Annotated in this window: 11 protein-coding genes and 1 pseudogene; 6 read left to right on the top strand and 6 right to left on the bottom strand. The window is 65.5% G+C overall.

Going from position 1 to position 16,042, the window contains the following annotated elements:
• Positions 1-7 precede the first annotated feature (7 nt).
• The 3 genes from ACVW17_RS23145 to ACVW17_RS23155 all read right to left on the bottom strand — a co-directional run bounded on the left by ACVW17_RS23145 (position 8) and on the right by ACVW17_RS23155 (position 3,514).
• The gene (locus tag ACVW17_RS23145) at positions 8-970 is read right to left on the bottom strand and encodes a hypothetical protein (protein WP_456797914.1); all 963 of its coding nucleotides are present in this window, start codon (positions 968-970) and stop codon (positions 8-10) included.
• Positions 971-1,096: 126 nt separating this feature from the next.
• On the bottom strand, positions 1,097-2,830 hold the full coding sequence (locus ACVW17_RS23150; protein WP_456754060.1) for an adenylate/guanylate cyclase domain-containing protein: 1,734 nt from the start codon (positions 2,828-2,830) through the stop codon (positions 1,097-1,099).
• 129 nt (positions 2,831-2,959) lie between these two features.
• Positions 2,960-3,514 (bottom strand): PAS domain-containing protein, encoded by a 555-nt coding sequence (locus tag ACVW17_RS23155; protein ID WP_456754061.1) that lies wholly within the window; start codon positions 3,512-3,514, stop codon positions 2,960-2,962.
• Between the two features lie 491 nt (positions 3,515-4,005).
• On the opposite strand from ACVW17_RS23155, the pseudogene ACVW17_RS23160 reads away from it, so the two are divergent.
• Both ACVW17_RS23160 and ACVW17_RS23165 read left to right on the top strand, forming a co-directional pair.
• Positions 4,006-4,804, top strand: a pseudogene (locus tag ACVW17_RS23160) (rhomboid family intramembrane serine protease).
• A 190-nt stretch (positions 4,805-4,994) separates the two neighbouring features.
• Positions 4,995-5,423 carry a CBS domain-containing protein gene (locus tag ACVW17_RS23165; protein WP_456754063.1) on the top strand — a complete coding sequence of 143 codons (429 nt, stop codon included), beginning with the start codon at positions 4,995-4,997 and terminating at the stop codon, positions 5,421-5,423.
• 2 nt (positions 5,424-5,425) lie between these two features.
• Here the strand turns inward: ACVW17_RS23165 and ACVW17_RS23170 are convergent, their stop codons facing one another.
• Positions 5,426-6,472: a patatin-like phospholipase family protein gene (locus ACVW17_RS23170; protein ID WP_456754064.1), complete on the bottom strand. Its 1,047-nt coding sequence runs from the start codon at positions 6,470-6,472 to the stop codon at positions 5,426-5,428.
• A 278-nt stretch (positions 6,473-6,750) separates the two neighbouring features.
• On the opposite strand from ACVW17_RS23170, the gene ACVW17_RS23175 reads away from it, so the two are divergent.
• Positions 6,751-7,821: a hypothetical protein gene (locus ACVW17_RS23175; RefSeq protein WP_456797915.1), complete on the top strand. Its 1,071-nt coding sequence runs from the start codon at positions 6,751-6,753 to the stop codon at positions 7,819-7,821.
• A 176-nt stretch (positions 7,822-7,997) separates the two neighbouring features.
• Positions 7,998-10,478 (top strand): putative bifunctional diguanylate cyclase/phosphodiesterase, encoded by a 2,481-nt coding sequence (locus tag ACVW17_RS23180; RefSeq protein WP_456754066.1) that lies wholly within the window; start codon positions 7,998-8,000, stop codon positions 10,476-10,478.
• Positions 10,479-10,558: 80 nt separating this feature from the next.
• Here ACVW17_RS23180 and ACVW17_RS23185 read toward each other — a convergent pair whose 3' ends face one another.
• Together ACVW17_RS23185 and thrS are read right to left on the bottom strand one after the other, a co-directional pair.
• Positions 10,559-11,122, bottom strand: a complete 564-nt coding sequence (locus ACVW17_RS23185) for a nitroreductase family protein (protein ID WP_456754067.1) — start codon at positions 11,120-11,122, stop codon at positions 10,559-10,561.
• A gap of 84 nt (positions 11,123-11,206) precedes the next feature.
• Entirely contained in the window at positions 11,207-13,255 is a 2,049-nt protein-coding gene (gene thrS / locus ACVW17_RS23190) for a threonine--tRNA ligase (RefSeq protein ID WP_456754068.1), read from the bottom strand.
• 227 nt (positions 13,256-13,482) lie between these two features.
• On the opposite strand from thrS, the gene ACVW17_RS23195 reads away from it, so the two are divergent.
• Positions 13,483-14,799 (top strand): hypothetical protein, encoded by a 1,317-nt coding sequence (locus ACVW17_RS23195; RefSeq protein ID WP_456754069.1) that lies wholly within the window; start codon positions 13,483-13,485, stop codon positions 14,797-14,799.
• Positions 14,800-14,905: 106 nt separating this feature from the next.
• Entirely contained in the window at positions 14,906-16,039 is a 1,134-nt protein-coding gene (locus ACVW17_RS23200) for an MFS transporter (RefSeq protein ID WP_456756509.1), read from the top strand.
• Positions 16,040-16,042: the final 3 nt, after the last annotated feature.

Here is a 16,042-nt window from a genome sequence, read left to right on the forward strand (position 1 = left end):
AGCGCGGTCACAGGTCGCTATAGGTCGGCGCCGGCGGAAGGATGCAGGCGACAAGCGGCAAGGCGTTTCTCCACAGCACGCAGTCCCGCTGGCGCGCGGGGAGCTCTTTCGCGAGTTGATGGATTTGCGCGCGGGAGACCATGCTTCGCTCGCAACGAAATGGTCGCAGCGGCACGCGCCCGATATAGTTCAAGAAGATCGCGTAGCGGTCGCGCCTGATCGCCGGCATCCCGCGGTGGTAGAATGACGCGGTGTCGGAGAATATGACAGTGCCGCGTTTTCCGGTGCATGTGACAACGTCACGAGCCATGTCGAAATCGGGCAGGGTTTCTTCCAACTGGTGCTGGGTCAACTCCGGAAACCTCCCGCTGGGCAAATGGTCGTACGCGGGAATCCGGCGCCGCAAGACCTGGAAGGGGCCGTTGCCTTCGTCCACGTCGTGAATGTAGACGGCAATCTTGAGCATTCGACGATCTTCGCCGTCGCGATGCCAGAGACGGACGCCGTTCTCGCGTCCGTCGGCAAGCGTGAAAAAGATGTTGATGCCGTCGTAACCGACCGGCACGCCGAGATAGTTCTCGGCAATGTCGAGCAGCCGACCATGGAGTCCCCAGTGGTAGATTTGGCGATGAGCCATGATGGCGTCTGCTCCGGCCTGAAAGGATCGCCGGAGGGGCAAATGTTGTCGCTCAAGCGCGTCGGCCTGTTGCAGGAAATGCTCCGTACCCGGAAGGTTCAATTGCTCCAGTGACGTGACGAAAACGCCGCTGGTCCTCAGTCCCTCGACAATTGCCTGGTCGTTCCCGCCGATCGCGGGGACATGTCGCGCGTATTGCTGCTTTGTCTTTTCGTAGCTGGCGTCGAGGCGGGAGGCGACCTGTGGTAACGCGACGATGCGGCAACCGAGACCTGCCGGCACTTCAAGAAACTTGTTCACGCTGGAATTCAGGACACGCCGGAAATAGCTCATTTGCACGTGACGCCGTGGAAAGTCCGGAGATGATACCGTTCGCTTTCCGGTAGCGGAAGCCGGAAAAATATTTCTAAGATTGCACGGTTGCGTGAATTGCGCGGCGATATCCGGCTTTGGTTGCCGCTATTTGCGTTCCAGATGCCAAGCGCCGTCCCAATCGGCCGGCGGCGGATTGAGGCGGAAATCCCGGACGCGTGCCTGCATCGCCAGCGACGGTCCGTCGCCCGGCACGGCGGCCAGCGCGGCGGAGAAGGCTTGGTCGGCATCGTCCCAGCGCTGCGCGCGATAGGCGGCGAGACCATCGGCGTAATGCCGCCGCAACTCGGCCTGCGCCGGCGTCAGCTCGTCCTTCTTGCCGATGATCTCGAACACGGCGACCGGCTGGGTCTGGCCGACCACGACGAGGCGGTCGATCTCGCGCAGCTCGATGGCCGCGGTGCAGGCCGCGGCGGTGGCGTCCGAGATCAGGCTGCGGCTGCCGTAGAACTTGTTGGCGCCTTCCAGCCGCGAGGCGAGGTTCACGGTGTCGCCCAGCACGGTGTAACTCATCATGAATTCGGAACCGATGCTGCCAACCAGCGCCTCGCCGGTCGCGATCCCGATCCGGATGTCGCAGTCGGCGGGGATCGCGCGCACGCCGAGCAATTCGGGCAGATCCTTGCGCAGCTTGTTGACCTGGCCGATCATGTCGATGGCGGCAAGCGCCGCCAGATGGGTCTGCTCGGCCTCCTCGACGAAGGGGGCACCCCAATATGCCATGATGGCGTCGCCGATATATTTGTCGATGATGCCGCGATGCGCATGGACCGGCGCGGACATCGTCGACAGATAGAGGTTCATGATCTTGACGAGGCCGCTCGGGGTCACGCCTTCGCTCAGGTGGGTGAAACCCTTCATGTCGCAGAACATCACCGTCATGACGCGGCGCTGGCCTTCGGTGGCGGCGATCGCCGGCTGCTCGAGCAGGCCCTCGGCGATCCGCGGATTGATGTAGCGGCCGAAGGTCTCGCGGATGCGCTGGTTGTGGCGCAGCGTCTCGATCATGCGGTTGAAAGCGGCCGAGAGCTGGCCGATCTCGTCCTGGGTCGTGATGGCGATGGCGCCATCGAGGCGCCCGGCCTCGACCTCGCGGGTGCTCTCGAGCAGGCGCATCACCGGACGGGTGATGCCGCTGCCGACCAGCATCGCGAACACGAAGCCGAGGATCGCGGCAATCGCGGTGACGACGCCGGAGATGATGATCGCCCGCTGCTGGGCACTCATCACCTTGGCTGCGGCAGATGCGACCTGCGCCAGCATGTCGGTGCGGATGCTCTCGATCCGGTTGTTGAAATCGTCGCGCAGGGCGTCGGCGCGGAGCGTGGTCGCTTTCGCGGCCGCGAACTCCTGGGCATCGAGTTGCTCGAGCAGCGTCTTGTTCTCTGCGTTGAGGCGCATCAGCAGGTCGTTGACGGCGTTGTCGATGCGGTCATCGAGACGTCCGAGCGCAGCATTGTCTGATGGCGTCGAGGGATCGGCGATGATCGCATCGATCAGCACGCGCGCGGCGTCGGCCTCGCGCTTGATGGTCGGCTCGATCTCGTCGAACGTCCTGCGCGCCGCCGCGTAGCCGCCGTCCTCGCCCGGCGCCTGCATCTTCGCCATCATCATCCGGCGCATCGCCAGCGACCGCTCCAGCGAGCGGATGTTGACGCGGGCGAGGTGGCCGTAGGCGGGGATGTAGCGGTTGGTGAGCTCGTCGAGGAGATGGCCGACCTGGCCCGCCATCACCATGGACAGCAGCGAGGTGATCACCGCGAGGACGATCAGTCCCGCGGCGATGCCGACGATCTTCTGCCTGATCGAATTCCGAAACATGCCGAGCCCCGCCGCAGCTGCAATGAGCGGGTCACTCCCGCTGTGGCGGCCCAACAGCTAATAGAGTTCCACAGCGCGCGGCGCAAGCGACCGGTCCACGCCATTCCGCCGGCGGGTGGGTGGGGGCGGTTAGCGCAGCCCTTCGTAGACCATCAGGCCGCGCGCGATCGCGAGCTTGCGCAGGGTCCGCGGCACGAACCGCTCCTGGGGATGCAGGTAGCGCCACGAGGTCAGTACCAAATCGTGCAGCCTCGTGACGTCCTCCTCGAACGGGGCGAGCAGGCCGGTCAGGCTTGCCGGCATATGGACGCGGGCAGTGAACGGCAGCAGCAGCAATTCAAGATGCGCCTTGGCGCCGGCCTCGGTCGTGGCGGTGATGCCGGCGATGGCCGGCAGGGTCTCTTCGACGACGCAGGTGATGATGTCCTCGATCTCGCCGCGGCTCTCGCCGCTGAACAGCGCCGAAAAGCTCTGGTTCTTGAGGTCGCAGCCGAGCAGGGCGGAGGTGCGGGTGCCGGCAACGCGGAACGGGAAGCGGGTCTCGCCGTCATAGGACAGCACGAAGATGTCGGACAGCAGCTCGCGCACCGCGGACGGCTCGAACTCACTCCGGTCAGGTGCGCGTGCGGTACCGCGCTTCGCATTCCAATAAGCGAAGTATTCGCGGCTGGAGCTGTGCTTCATCTAATGAACCTTGCCCGGCACCTGTCTCGGCGGGACACATCTGTCCCGGTTTTGCTCAGACGCCTTCCCTTCTCTGTTGTGCAGGGAAGGCTGTGCAGCGTCCATGCCGTGGCCGCGGTTTGGGCGGCTTATCGGCAGCTTTGTGTTGTTAACGTAAATTTAACTATGTCCTTGGCGTAGGCGGAACCTGCGCGTAGGGTCCGCGCGTTCCCGTTCGCTGGCTGCCCCAAGCGCCGGCGTGGTTGGTACACAGGCGGCGTCAAACAGTTTGGTCACCGTGCGGGGAGGGGTGGGGATGGTCTCCCGATCCCTCTGGGGCATGACAAGGCCAGCCGAGCAGGGAGGGTGTTCTCAGCACCCTCCCTTTTCTTTGGTTTCTATTCCAGTATCGCGGCGACAGCCGGTGTCCGATTTCGGGATTGTGCACTTGCACAGGGGCGTGAAAGCCGCCTATCTCTGGCTTCACAGTCGCATTCGAGGTCGCCGACCCCTTGGACTCCCATCCCGAATCCCCGCTCGCGCCGCCGCCGGAGGCGCCGCGTGAGCCGATCCTGACCCTGCCGCCGGCGCTCACCGCCTACATCCTGCTGATCGCGGTGATCCATCTGCGGGTGCTGCTGCCGCCGGAGCTGGAGAACTGGACCATCGACGTGTTCGGCTTCATCCCGAAGCGCTACGATTCGACGCTGCTCGACATCACCTTCCCGGGCGGGGACGGAGCCAAGGTCTGGAGCTTCGTCACCTATTCGCTGCTGCATGCCAACCTCACCCATATCGGCTTCAATGTGCTGTGGCTGCTGCCGTTCGGCAGCGCGCTGGCGCGGCGCTTCGGCGCGGTGCGCTTCTTCGTCTTCATGGCGGTGACGGCGGCGGCCGGCGCGCTCGCGCATCTGTTGACCCATGAGCACGCGATCGCGCCGATGATCGGCGCATCGGCGTCGGTGTCGGGGACGATGGCGGCGGCGATGCGCTTCGCCTTCGTCAAGGGCAGCTTCCTGTCGTTCAACCGCGGCGATGCCGAGGCGGCGGCCAGGGTGCCTGCGCTGTCGCTGTGGCGGGGCGCTGCGCAACGGTCGGGTGCTCGCCTTCCTGGCGATCTGGTTCGGCGTCAACATCCTGTTCGGCGCCACGTCGCTGTCGCTCGGAGGTGAGGACACGGTCGTCGCCTGGCAGGCCCACATCGGCGGCTTCCTCGCCGGGCTGTTGCTGTTCTCGCTGTTCGATCCGATCCCGCGCGCGCGAGACGATGCTGCAGATGCGTCGTCGGTGGATCACTCCGGCCGCGTCTGATCGCCGCTTGCGGCTCGGATCGAATTCCTCCATCATCTTTGCGACGCAGAAACAAAGCGGGCCGACACATCGAGCCCAGCTACTGCCGCGCCCCCGGAACCGAAATCGGCGCGGAACTGTTGATTGAAGACTCTGGCGAACAGGCGCGATCCCGTCGAAGCGGGGCGCGAGCGGATTCAGGGAGGCGACAATGACGGTACGTTCCATTCTCGATGCAAAGGGCCATCAGGTCATGAGCGTCGCGCCCGACGCGAAGCTGTCGGCCGCGGTCAAGCTGCTCGGCGAGCGCAAGATCGGCGCGGTGCTGGTGATGGAGCAGGGCCGGATGGAAGGCATCCTATCCGAGCGCGACATCGTCCGCGTGCTCGCGGAGCGGGGCGCGGGCGCGCTGGATGAGCCGGTGAGCGCGGTCATGACCAGGAAGGTCGTGAGCTGCCGCCAGTCCGATACGGTCAGCGGCATCATGGAGATGATGACGACAGGCAAGTTCCGCCATCTCCCGGTGGTCGAGGACGGCAAGGTGGTCGGGCTGATCTCGATCGGCGACATCGTCAAGAGCCGCGTGCAGGAATATGAGCGCGAGCAGGAAGCACTGCGCGACTACATCAAGACCGCCTGAGACTATTTCCCGGTGCTGCCCGCGCCGCTCGACGGCGGGGCCAGGATGTCGATCGCTTCCTCGATCGCGCCGATGGCGCGTTCGGCGGCGCGGATGCCGTGTGCGATCAGGTCGTCGGCGCGGTGGAAGTCGAACCAGCCGATCTGCCCGACCCGCGGCGAGATCAGCATGTCAGGCGGATCGCCGGCGAGGCGCGCGCGGGTGATGCGGTCCTGCATGATGTTGAAAGCGTCGACCATGACGCTGGAGATGCCGGGCCGGGTGGCGCTGCCGAAAAACTCCCGCTTCACGGTGCGTTCGGCCGAGAAGAACCGGCCAAAGCGGCGCTTCGGCGGCTCCGCCTCCAGCTCTGCCTCGGCGGTCACCGCGACCGTGACCTCCGGCGTCGGCACCGCGCCGTGATTGTAGATCGTGGTCGAATGCGCGAACACGTCGCTGGAGAGGTTCGCCGCAATGACGATCTCTGCGCCGAGTGCGCGTGCGGCCGAGACCGGCACCGGGTTGACCAGCGCGCCGTCGACCAGCCAGCGATCACCGATCAGCACCGGCGCGAAGATGCCGGGCAGGGCGTAGGAGGCGCGCATGGCATCGACCAGGGGACCTTGGGTCAACCAGATCTCGTGGCCCGTGCGCACCTCGGTCGCGACGCTCGCGAACTTGACCGGGAGATCCTCGATCATGGATTTTCCCAGCGCCGCCTCGATCTCGGCGGCCAGCTTGGCGCCGCCGATCAGGCCGGAGCCGTTGAGGCGGATGTCGAGATAGCCGAGCACGCTGCGCGGCTGCAGGCCGCGGGCCCATTTCTCCAGCGTTTCGATATGGCCGGCCGCATAGGCGCCGCCGACCACCGAGCCGATCGAGGTGCCGACGACCACATTGGGGACGATGCCATGGGCGAGCAGGGTCTTGATGATACCGATATGGGCAAAGCCGCGCGCGGCGCCGCCGCCGAGCGCGAGCCCAATCACCGGTCGGCGAACCGATCCCAGTCCGACCTTGTCGGGGCCGTCGGAGCTCTTGTGGCCTCGGCCCATCCAGCTATCCAACACGACAAATCTCCTGCCAGCGCGAGACTAGGCGGCGCGGTTTGGCTGCGCCAGCGTCGTCCATCTTCATGGTTATTCCCCAGAGGCATGATTCATGCCCCGGTGGTCCGCGGTAGGCAGGGAATGTGACTGGACCGCGACGCCAAGGCTGGCCCAAGGCTAACATTGGCTTGATCGGGCGGTTCCAAACCAGGGCGTGCGCCGGCAGGACCGTGACAAACCCTTGGACGCTCCCCGGACGAAGGCTTGAATTTGCCGCGTTTTCGTTGAAAAGCATGGTGATGACTTCGAGGGGCAACGGCATCGGCGGATGCGGGCGGGGCATGCGGCTTCGTCCGCTATTGGCGCTTGCGGCATTTTTGCTCGCCATGATCCCTGCTTCCGTATCGGCGCAGTTCTTCAGCGACCGGCCGCCCCCGATCCCGCCGGCTTCGGTGCCGGAGGTACCGACCGGCCCGGCGCTCAACCTGGCGCCGCCGTCCGGGGCCGGTTCGGGGCCGGTTCTGCCCGGTCCGCTGAGCCAGCCGACCATCGTCCAGCCCTCGATTGCGACCGTGCCGCCGGTGACCCCGCCGGCCGGATCCCCGACCGCAGGCCAGGCGGTGCTGGCGCTGACGGCGCGGTACGGCAAGGACCTGCCGGTCATCAATGCCGGGTTGGTCTGGCGGGTGTTCGCCGACAAGCCTGACGACAACGGCACCTACAAGCTGATCCGCGAGGAGCGCGGGGCGACGCCCAACCTCGTGCTGCCGCCCGGCAACTACGTGGTCCATGTCGCGCTCGGCCTCGTCAGCGCGGTGCGCGCCGTCAGCCTGAAGTCGGAGACCGATCGCGAGTCCTTTGTGCTGCCGGCCGGAGGCCTGCGGATCGAAGGCCGGGTCGGCTCGAGCAAGATCCCGGCCAACCAGATTTCGTTCGCGATCTACAAGGGCAGCCAGTTCGACGGCTCGGACCGCGGCCCATTGGTGCCCAACGTGTCCGCCGGCGACGTCGCGCTGCTGCCGGAGGGCACCTACTACATCGTCTCCAACTATGGCGATGCCAACTCGGTGGTGCGCTCCGACATCCGCGTCGCGGCGGGCAAGCTGACCGACGTCACCGTCACCCATCGCGCCGCGGTCATCACGCTCAAGCTGGTCAGCGAGAAGGGCGGCGAGGCGCTCGCCAACACCGCGTGGTCGGTGATCACGCCGGGCGGCGACGTGATCAAGGAATCGATCGGCGCGTTCCCGCGCGTCGTGCTGTCCGAAGGCGAGTATCGTGCGATCGCCAAGAACGAGGGCAAGGTGTTCGAGCGTCCGTTCAACGTCGTCAACGGCGTCGATGGCGAAGTCGAGGTCGTGGCGCGCTGAGGTCCGGCCGGGTTGCATTTCATGCAACCGTCATAGTCTCTAACGCCAACTAACCATCGCGCAAAGTTGAGCCGTCATAATCGCTCGCGATGACGCGCGGCCGCACTATTTTTACATGGCATTAAGCGGCGGCATGACTTGGATGCCACGGGGACTACGTTTGCGTGGGGCGCGCCATGGTCATGGCCAACAAGAAATCAAAGACATCGGCCAAGTTCAATTCAGAGATGTTCGCCGACGTTCCGGTGCTGCAACGCAAGTGGCAGGCCGCGGTTCGTCCCGGCGAGAAGCTGCCGCACTATGAGGACGTGATGCTCGGCAGCCTCGGCCGGCTCGCGGATCACATCGTGTTGCTGCGCGACGTCGATGGCGTGCTGTGCGCGTCCCATACCGGCCGCTACGTCCAGAGCTGGCTGAACGACGAACGCTGGGACATTCCGCTCAGCGCGCTGCCGCCGGACTGCGCCACCGCGCTGAGCGAAGCCGCCGCAAACGCGCGCGCGAACTGCCGGCCCTATCTTGCCTCGGCGCATTGCGTGCGCGATGGCCTGGTGCGGACCTTCGACGTGCTGGCGCTGCCGACGCGGTCGCGCTGGGGCGGTATCCTGGTCGGCGTCTACGTCAACGAGCGCAATGCGCAGTACAATCTTCTCGATACGATCTTCTCGGCCACCGACGAAGGCGTGCTGTCGCTCGCCGCGGTCCGCGACGCGCAGGGCGAGCCGGCCGATTTTCAGGTCGTGCATCTCAACCAGGGCGCCGCAAGGCTGCTGATGCAGCCGGCGACCGAATTGCTGTGGCGCAGACTCAGCGCCGGCGGCAATCCGCTGGCGGCGCCTGTGGTGATGGACCGTCTGCGCGGATTTGTCGGCAGCGGGCCCGGCGGGCAGTTCGAGATCGACAGCGGCGATCGCTGCCTGCGGCTCGGCGTCACGGCGTTCGGCGACATGCTGTCGCTCACGGTCTCCGACGTCACCGCGCTGAAGCAGCGCGAGGTGTCGTTCCGCCTGCTGTTCGAGAACAACCCGATGCCGATGTGGGTGTTCGACGCCGGCACGATGGAATTCCTCAGCGTCAACGACGCGGCCGTCCAGCACTATGGCTACAGCCGGGAGAGATTTCTCGGCATGACGCTGCGCGAGATTTGGCCCGTGGACGAGTGGAGCGTGCACAGCGCCGCGCTGCGCGAAATCGGCGACGTCTATCAATCGAGCCGCGATTGGCGGCACATCAGGGCCGACGGTACCGAGATCCATGTGCTGACCTTCGGACGCAAGGTGGCGTTCGAGGGGCGCGACGGCTATCTGGTCGCGGTGGTCGACATCACCGAGCGCCGCGCCGCCGAAGCGCGGATCGCGCATATGGCGCACCATGACGGCCTCACCAATTTGCCGAACCGCGACTTCTACCAGCAGCGCCTCGGCGAGGCGCTGGAGCGCGGCCGCTCCGGCAACAAGCGCGTCGCTGTGATGTGCGTCGACCTCGACCTGTTCAAGAACGTCAACGACTCCTTCGGGCATCCGATGGGCGACCGGCTGCTCAAGCTGGTGGCGGAGCGGCTGCGCGAGGCGGTTCGCGACGACAATGTGGCGGCGCGGCTCGGCGGCGACGAGTTCGCGATCGTGCTGGCCGACGACGTTTCGCCGAACGAGGCCAGCGCCTTCGCCGAACGGCTGATCGATGCCCTGAGCGCACCCTACAATATCGACGGGCTCGAAGTCGTGGTCGGCGCCAGCATCGGGATCGCACTGTCGCCGGGCGACGGCACGAGCTCGGAAGAACTGATGCGCAATGCCGATATGGCACTGTACCGCGCCAAGGCCGAGGGCGGCGGCGTGCACCACTTCTTCGAGCCGGAGATGGATCAGCAGGCGCAGAAGCGCCGCGACATGGAGCGCGACCTGCGCGCGGCGTTCAACAACGGCGAATTCGAGCTGCACTACCAGCCGCTGGTGGACATCGCAGCCGACCGCATCTCGGGCTTCGAGTCATTGCTGCGCTGGCGGCATCCGCAGAAGGGCATGGTCTCGCCCGCGGAGTTCATCCCGGTTGCCGAAGACATCGGCCTGATCGTAGCCCTCGGCGAGTGGGTGCTGCGCGAGGCCTGCGCCGAGGCGATGAAGTGGCCGGCCGACGTCAAGGTCGCAGTCAACCTGTCGCCGGTCCAGTTCCGCAGCCGCAATCTGGTCCAGGCCGTGATCTCGGCACTGGCGCATTCCGGTCTGCCGGCGCGCCGGCTCGAGCTCGAGATCACCGAGTCGGTTTTTCTCGCCGAGACCGAAGCCAACCTCGCGATCCTGCATCAGCTGCGCGAGCTCGGCGTCAGCATCTCGATGGACGATTTCGGCACCGGCTATTCCTCGCTGAGCTATCTGCGCAGCTTCCCGTTCGACAAGATCAAGATCGACCGCTCCTTCGTCAAGGACCTGGCGCAGCGCTCCGACTGCGTCGCGATCGTGCGCGCGATCTCCGGCCTCGGCCGCAGCCTCAAGATCACCACGACCGCGGAAGGCGTCGAGACGACCGACCAGCTCGACTGGCTGCGCGCCGAAGGCTGCAATGAGGTGCAGGGCTTCCTGTTCAGCGCCGCAAGGCCCGGACACGAGATCGCGGCCTTGTTGACCCGATTTGCGGAGCGCGCGTCGAAGGCGGCATAGCTGCGCGATGACGGCTTCGTAGCCCGGGTGAGCGAAGCGACACCCGGGAACGAGGGTCCCGCTACAAGGTCGCGCCCAGTCTAAAACCGCGTCACGATATCCGACAGCGCCGGGCGCGGGCGGTCCTCGCTCGGCTTGGTCGGCCGGCCGATGTGGATCAGCCCGGCGAGCTTCTCGTCCGGCTTGAGGCCGAGGCCGTCGAGCACGTCGCGGTCGAAGGCGAACCAGCCGGTCAGCCAGCAGGCGCCGTAGCCGAGCGCGGTGGCTGCGGTGACGATGTTCATCGCGCTCGCACCGGCCGACAATTCCTGCTCCCACGGCGGCACCTTGGGGTGCGGCTTGGTGAAGGAGACCACGCCGATCACCAGCGGCGCGTCGGTCAGCCGTTTCTTCTCGACCTCGATATCGGAGGCCGGCGCGCCCGGGTTCTTGCGGGCGAAGACTCTTGCGATCACGTCGCCGGCGCGTGCGCGGGCATCGCCCTCGAACACGATGAAGCGCCAGGGGGCGAGCTTGCCGTGATCGGGCACGCGCGCGCCGATCGTCAGGATGGTTTCGAGCTCGGCCGCGGACGGGCCCGGGCCGGTCATCTCGCGCGGTTTCATCGAGCGGCGTGTCTTCAGGAGTTCAATGGCATCGGGCACGGAAATGTCCTTCAAGGGGAGTCGTGCCCCCAAGATGGGGGCACGACCAAGCCTGCGAAAGCCAGTTTAGACCGATTATGAAGATCAGGCGGCGGATCGCGCCTGCTTCACGTCCGGCGGCGTCGCTTCATCCACCAGCGCGGCGATCGCCTCACTGGTCGGCATCACGGTCTGGCGCTCGCTGCCGAGGCGGCGGACCGAGACCGAATGGGTCTCGGCTTCCTTCTTGCCGACGACGAGCAGGGCCGGGATCTTGGCCAGCGAATGCTCGCGGACCTTGTAGTTGATCTTCTCGTTGCGCAGGTCGATCTCGACCCGCAAGCCCGCGCGGCGCGCCGCCGCCGCCACCACCTTGGCGTACTCGTCGCCTTCGGAGGTGATGGTCGTGACCACGACCTGCGTCGGCGCCAGCCAGAGCGGGAAGTTGCCGGCATAGTGCTCGATCAGGATGCCGATGAAGCGCTCCATCGAGCCGCAAATCGCGCGATGCACCATGACCGGTGCCTTCTTCGAGCCGTCGTGATCGATGTAGAACGCGCCGAACCGCTCCGGCAGGTTGAAGTCGACCTGGGTGGTGCCGCACTGCCAGTCGCGGCCGATCGCGTCGCGCAGCACATATTCGAACTTCGGCCCGTAGAACGCGCCTTCGCCGGGATTGATCTCGGTCCGGATCCGGTTGCTGCCCTTGGCCTTGATCTCCGACAGCACGGTGGCCATCACTCGCTCGGCGTGATCCCACATCTCGTCGGTGCCGACCCGCTTCTCCGGACGCGTCGAGAGCTTGACCGTGAGCTCGCCATCGAAGCCGAAATCGGCGTAGGTCGACAGGATCAGATCGTTGATCTTGAGACACTCCTCGGCGAGCTGCTGTTCGGTGCAGAACACATGGGCGTCGTCCTGGGTGAAGCCGCGCACCCGCATCAGACCGTGCATCGCGCCCGACGGCTCGTAGCGATGCACGACGCCGAACTCGGCGAGCCGCAGCGGCAGATCGCGGTAGCTTTTCAGCCCGTGCTTGAAGATCTGGACATGGCCCGGGCAGTTCATCGGTTTCAGCGCGAACCAGCGCTTGTCCTCGGCCTCGTCGCCGGCGGATTGCGCCGCGAACATGTTCTCGCGGTACCAGTCCCAGTGGCCCGAGGTCTCCCACAGCACCTTGTCGAGGATCTGCGGGGCGTTGACCTCGTTGTAGTCGCCGAGCAGCCGGCGCCGCATATAGGCGATCAGCTGCTGGAAGATGGTCCAGCCCTTCGGATGCCAGAACACCACGCCGGGGCCTTCCTCCTGGAAGTGGAACAGGTCGAGCTCGCGGCCGAGCTTGCGGTGGTCGCGCTTCTCGGCCTCCTCGATCTGCCTGAGATAGGCGTCGAGGTCTTCCTGCTTGGCGAACGCCGTGCCGTAGATGCGGGTCAGCATCGGATTGTTGGAATCGCCGCGCCAGTAGGCGCCGGCCACCTTCATCAGCTTGAAGGCGTTGCCGACCTTGCCGGTCGAGGTCATGTGCGGCCCGCGGCAGAGATCGAACCAGTCTCCCTGGAAGTAGATCTTGATCGGCTCGTTGCCGGGAATCGCGTCGACCAGCTCGACCTTGAAGGCCTCGCCCTTGTCGCGGAACACCTGTTTTGTTTTTTCGCGATCCCAAACCTCTTTCGTAAAGGGCTTGTCGCGTGCGATGATCTCGCGCATCCGCTTCTCGATCGCGGCGAAATCTTCCGGAGTGAACGGCTCGTTGCGGTAGAAGTCGTAGTAGAAGCCGTTCTCGATCACCGGACCGATCGTGACCTGGGTGCCCGGCCACAGCGACTGCACGGCCTCCGCCAGCACATGCGCGGCATCGTGCCGGATCAGTTCCAGCGCGCGCGGGTCTTCGCGGCCGATCAGTTCGATTTTGGCGTCGGCTTCGATCGGGTCGTTGAGGTCGGCGAGCGTGCCGTCGAGCGCCATCGCGACGGTGCGCTTGGCGAGCGAGGGCGAAATGCCCTTGGCGATGTCGAGGCCGGTGGTCCCTTTCGGGAAATCGCGCCTCGCTCCATCAGGGAAGGTGAGGGCGATCTTGTTCACAGGTTCTGCGGGCTTGAGGTTAGAGAGGCTGTATTGGAATCCGGATTCGGATTTGGGTGGCGTATCGGCCATGATGTCTCCTGTAGCTCACTCCTGCGAACGAGCGCAGGTAAGCGGAAAGCAGCGGTATAGCAGGGGATTTGACGCCTGCAATCCGGCAATATCAAGAAAATGGGCCGCCGGCCGCGCGGAATCGAGGCAGGCTCGCCTGCATCCGGGGCCGGCGAGCGTTGCGACGCTGCCGATCATCGTCTAACGTCCGGCGTCCATTTTCCGCCATCGCGCGATCCGCAAGGTTCATGTTTTCCCGTCTCCTGTTTTTCGTGGCGTTGCTTCTGATCCCGGGGACCTTGCGGGCGGAAGACACCCCGGTCGAGAAGGCCGGATTTGCGAAGAAGCTGACCGTCTATCTCGCCAAGGGACCGCCGAATGCTTGCGGCGCCGGTTGCGATCGCTGGATCGCGATCGAAGGCGAGATCGATCGGGAAGCCGCGCAGCGGATTCGCAGCTTCCTTTTTCCCATCAAGGACAGGCAGCTTCCGATCTATCTGCATTCGCCGGGCGGAAACGTCGAGCAGTCCTATGGGATCGCGCGGTTTCTGCGCGCACACAAGGCGATCGCCCGGATCGGCCGGACCACCGTGCCGGCCTGCTCCAAGGGCACGCAGGTCGATGCCGCCTGCCTGAAGATCAAGGCTGCGAAGGGCGAGGTCGAGGCCGAACTCACCACGCGCAACGCGATGTGCGTGTCAGCCTGCGCCTATCTGTTCCTGGGTGCGACCAACCGCGAGGTGGCGCCAGATTCGGTGGTCGGCGTCCACAATTCCAAGCTGATGTTCGTCGTCCACGGGCATCCATCTGCGCAGGTCGTCGCGGACTTCAGGCGGCGCGAGATGGTGAGCGCCGATCGCGATCGCGACCAGTTCCTGGCTGCGATGGGAATCAGTCATGAGCTCAGCGAACTGATCCGGAGCGTGAAGTTCGAGAACCTGCACGTGCTGACGCGGCCGGAGCTCTATCGATTTGGCATCGATACGCGGCCGCTGCCGGAAACGCTCTGGGCGGTGGAGAAGGAAGCGCGGCCCTATGTCCGCAAGATCGCGCAGGAGAAGAAGGGCGACGGCAGCGCATTCCGCATGATGGAGTGGCGGCTGTTCTGCGAGAACGGGGATCGCGGGCGGTTGATGTTCGTGCGCGAGTTCGACGAGGGCACTGCGGGCAAGAGCACGGTGGTGATGATGGCCGGCGCCGCCAAGACCGTGGCATTCGGCAGAGTGCCGGCGCGGTTTGGCAAATATGAGGTGTGGAGCGATTCGGTATCCTCGGACGCCGTCAAGGCGATGCTGGCGGCCCCGCATCTGCAGGTCGGCGAAAGTACGCTGGTGTCGGATGCCAAGTCGGACGGCAAGTCGGACGCTAAGTCCGATACCAAGTCCGACCCGCAGCCGAGCTTCGCGAAATTTGATATCGACACCACCGGGCTGGAGCAAGGATGGACGCAACTGCTGGCGTCGTGTCCGGCGGCGGTCGTCCGCCCGAAGCCTGCCGGCCCGTTTCCGCCGGTTGTTGTGTCGCCGAGCGTCAATGCGGCGCCGGTCGCGTCGCCCTCGCCATAGGCGCAAGAGGCGCCAAGTGATCACGTGCCATGCATTTAGATGCAGTTGCATTGATCTCGGAGTCTGCTAACACCGCGGCGTGAAACGCTTCGCTCCCACCGCATTGATGCTCGGCAACATCGTCACCGGCTGCTCGGTGCTGGCGCCGGCAGGCATGCTGGCGGAGTTGTCGGACGGGCTCGGCGTCACGATCCACACCGCGGGTCTTCTGATCACCTTCGGCGCCATCGTGCTGTGCGTGGGCTCGCCGGTGACCGCGTGGCTGACCAGCCGGCTCGAACGGCGCGCGTTGCTGACGGCGACGCTCTTGGTGCTGATGCTGACCAATGCGGCATCGGCCTTCGCGCCTGATTACAATAGTCTCCTGATCATTCGCCTGGTCATGCTCGCGGTCGGCGTGCTCTACACGCCGCAGGCGGCCGGCACTGCGGCGCTGATCGTGCCGGTGGAGAAGCGCGGCAGCACGATCGCCTACATCTTCCTCGGCTGGTCGCTTGCGGCTGCGATCGGGCTGCCGTTGATCACCTTCATCGCCAGCCGTTACGGCTTTCGCACGACCTATGGCGCGATCGCATTGACCGGGCTCGTGAGCTCGCTGCTGCTGTGGTGGCGGCTGCCCGGCAAGTTGCAAGGCGCGCCAGTCGACTTGCGGACCTGGGCCGAGCTCGGTCGCAATCCGACCGTCATCCTGCTGCTGTCGGTGACGACGTTGCAGATGTCCGGCCAGTTCGTGGTGTTCACCTTCATGGGGCCGCTGCTCGCCAAGCTGACCGGCGCCAATGCGGACGCCATCAGCATCGTGTTCGCGCTCTACGGCATCTTCGGCTTCGTCGGCATCGCGATCGCAACCCGCATCGTGGATTCCTGGGGCGCATGGAAGACGTCGGTGCTGTTCACCGCGATGCTGCTCGCCGGCGTCGCCGGCTGGGCGCTGAGCGCCGGCGCCTATGCACTGATGGCGGCCTCGGTTGCGGTGTGGGGGCTCGGCTTCGCGTCGACCAATTCGATGCAGCAGGTGCGCTTGGTCGGTGCCGCTCCGTCGCTCGCCTCGGCATCGGTCTCGCTCAATACCTCGGTGCTGTATATCGGCCAGGCTATCGGATCTGCGATCGGCGGATTGCTGTTCGCGCGCGAATGGCTGTATGGGGCGGGCTACGTGGCCACGGCCTTCGTTGCGGCGGCCCTGGTGGTGGTGGTCATCACACGGCCGCGCGCGGTGCGCACTGCCGCGGCCGAGTGAGCA

This window comes from Bradyrhizobium sp. USDA 4473, assembly GCF_054063335.1.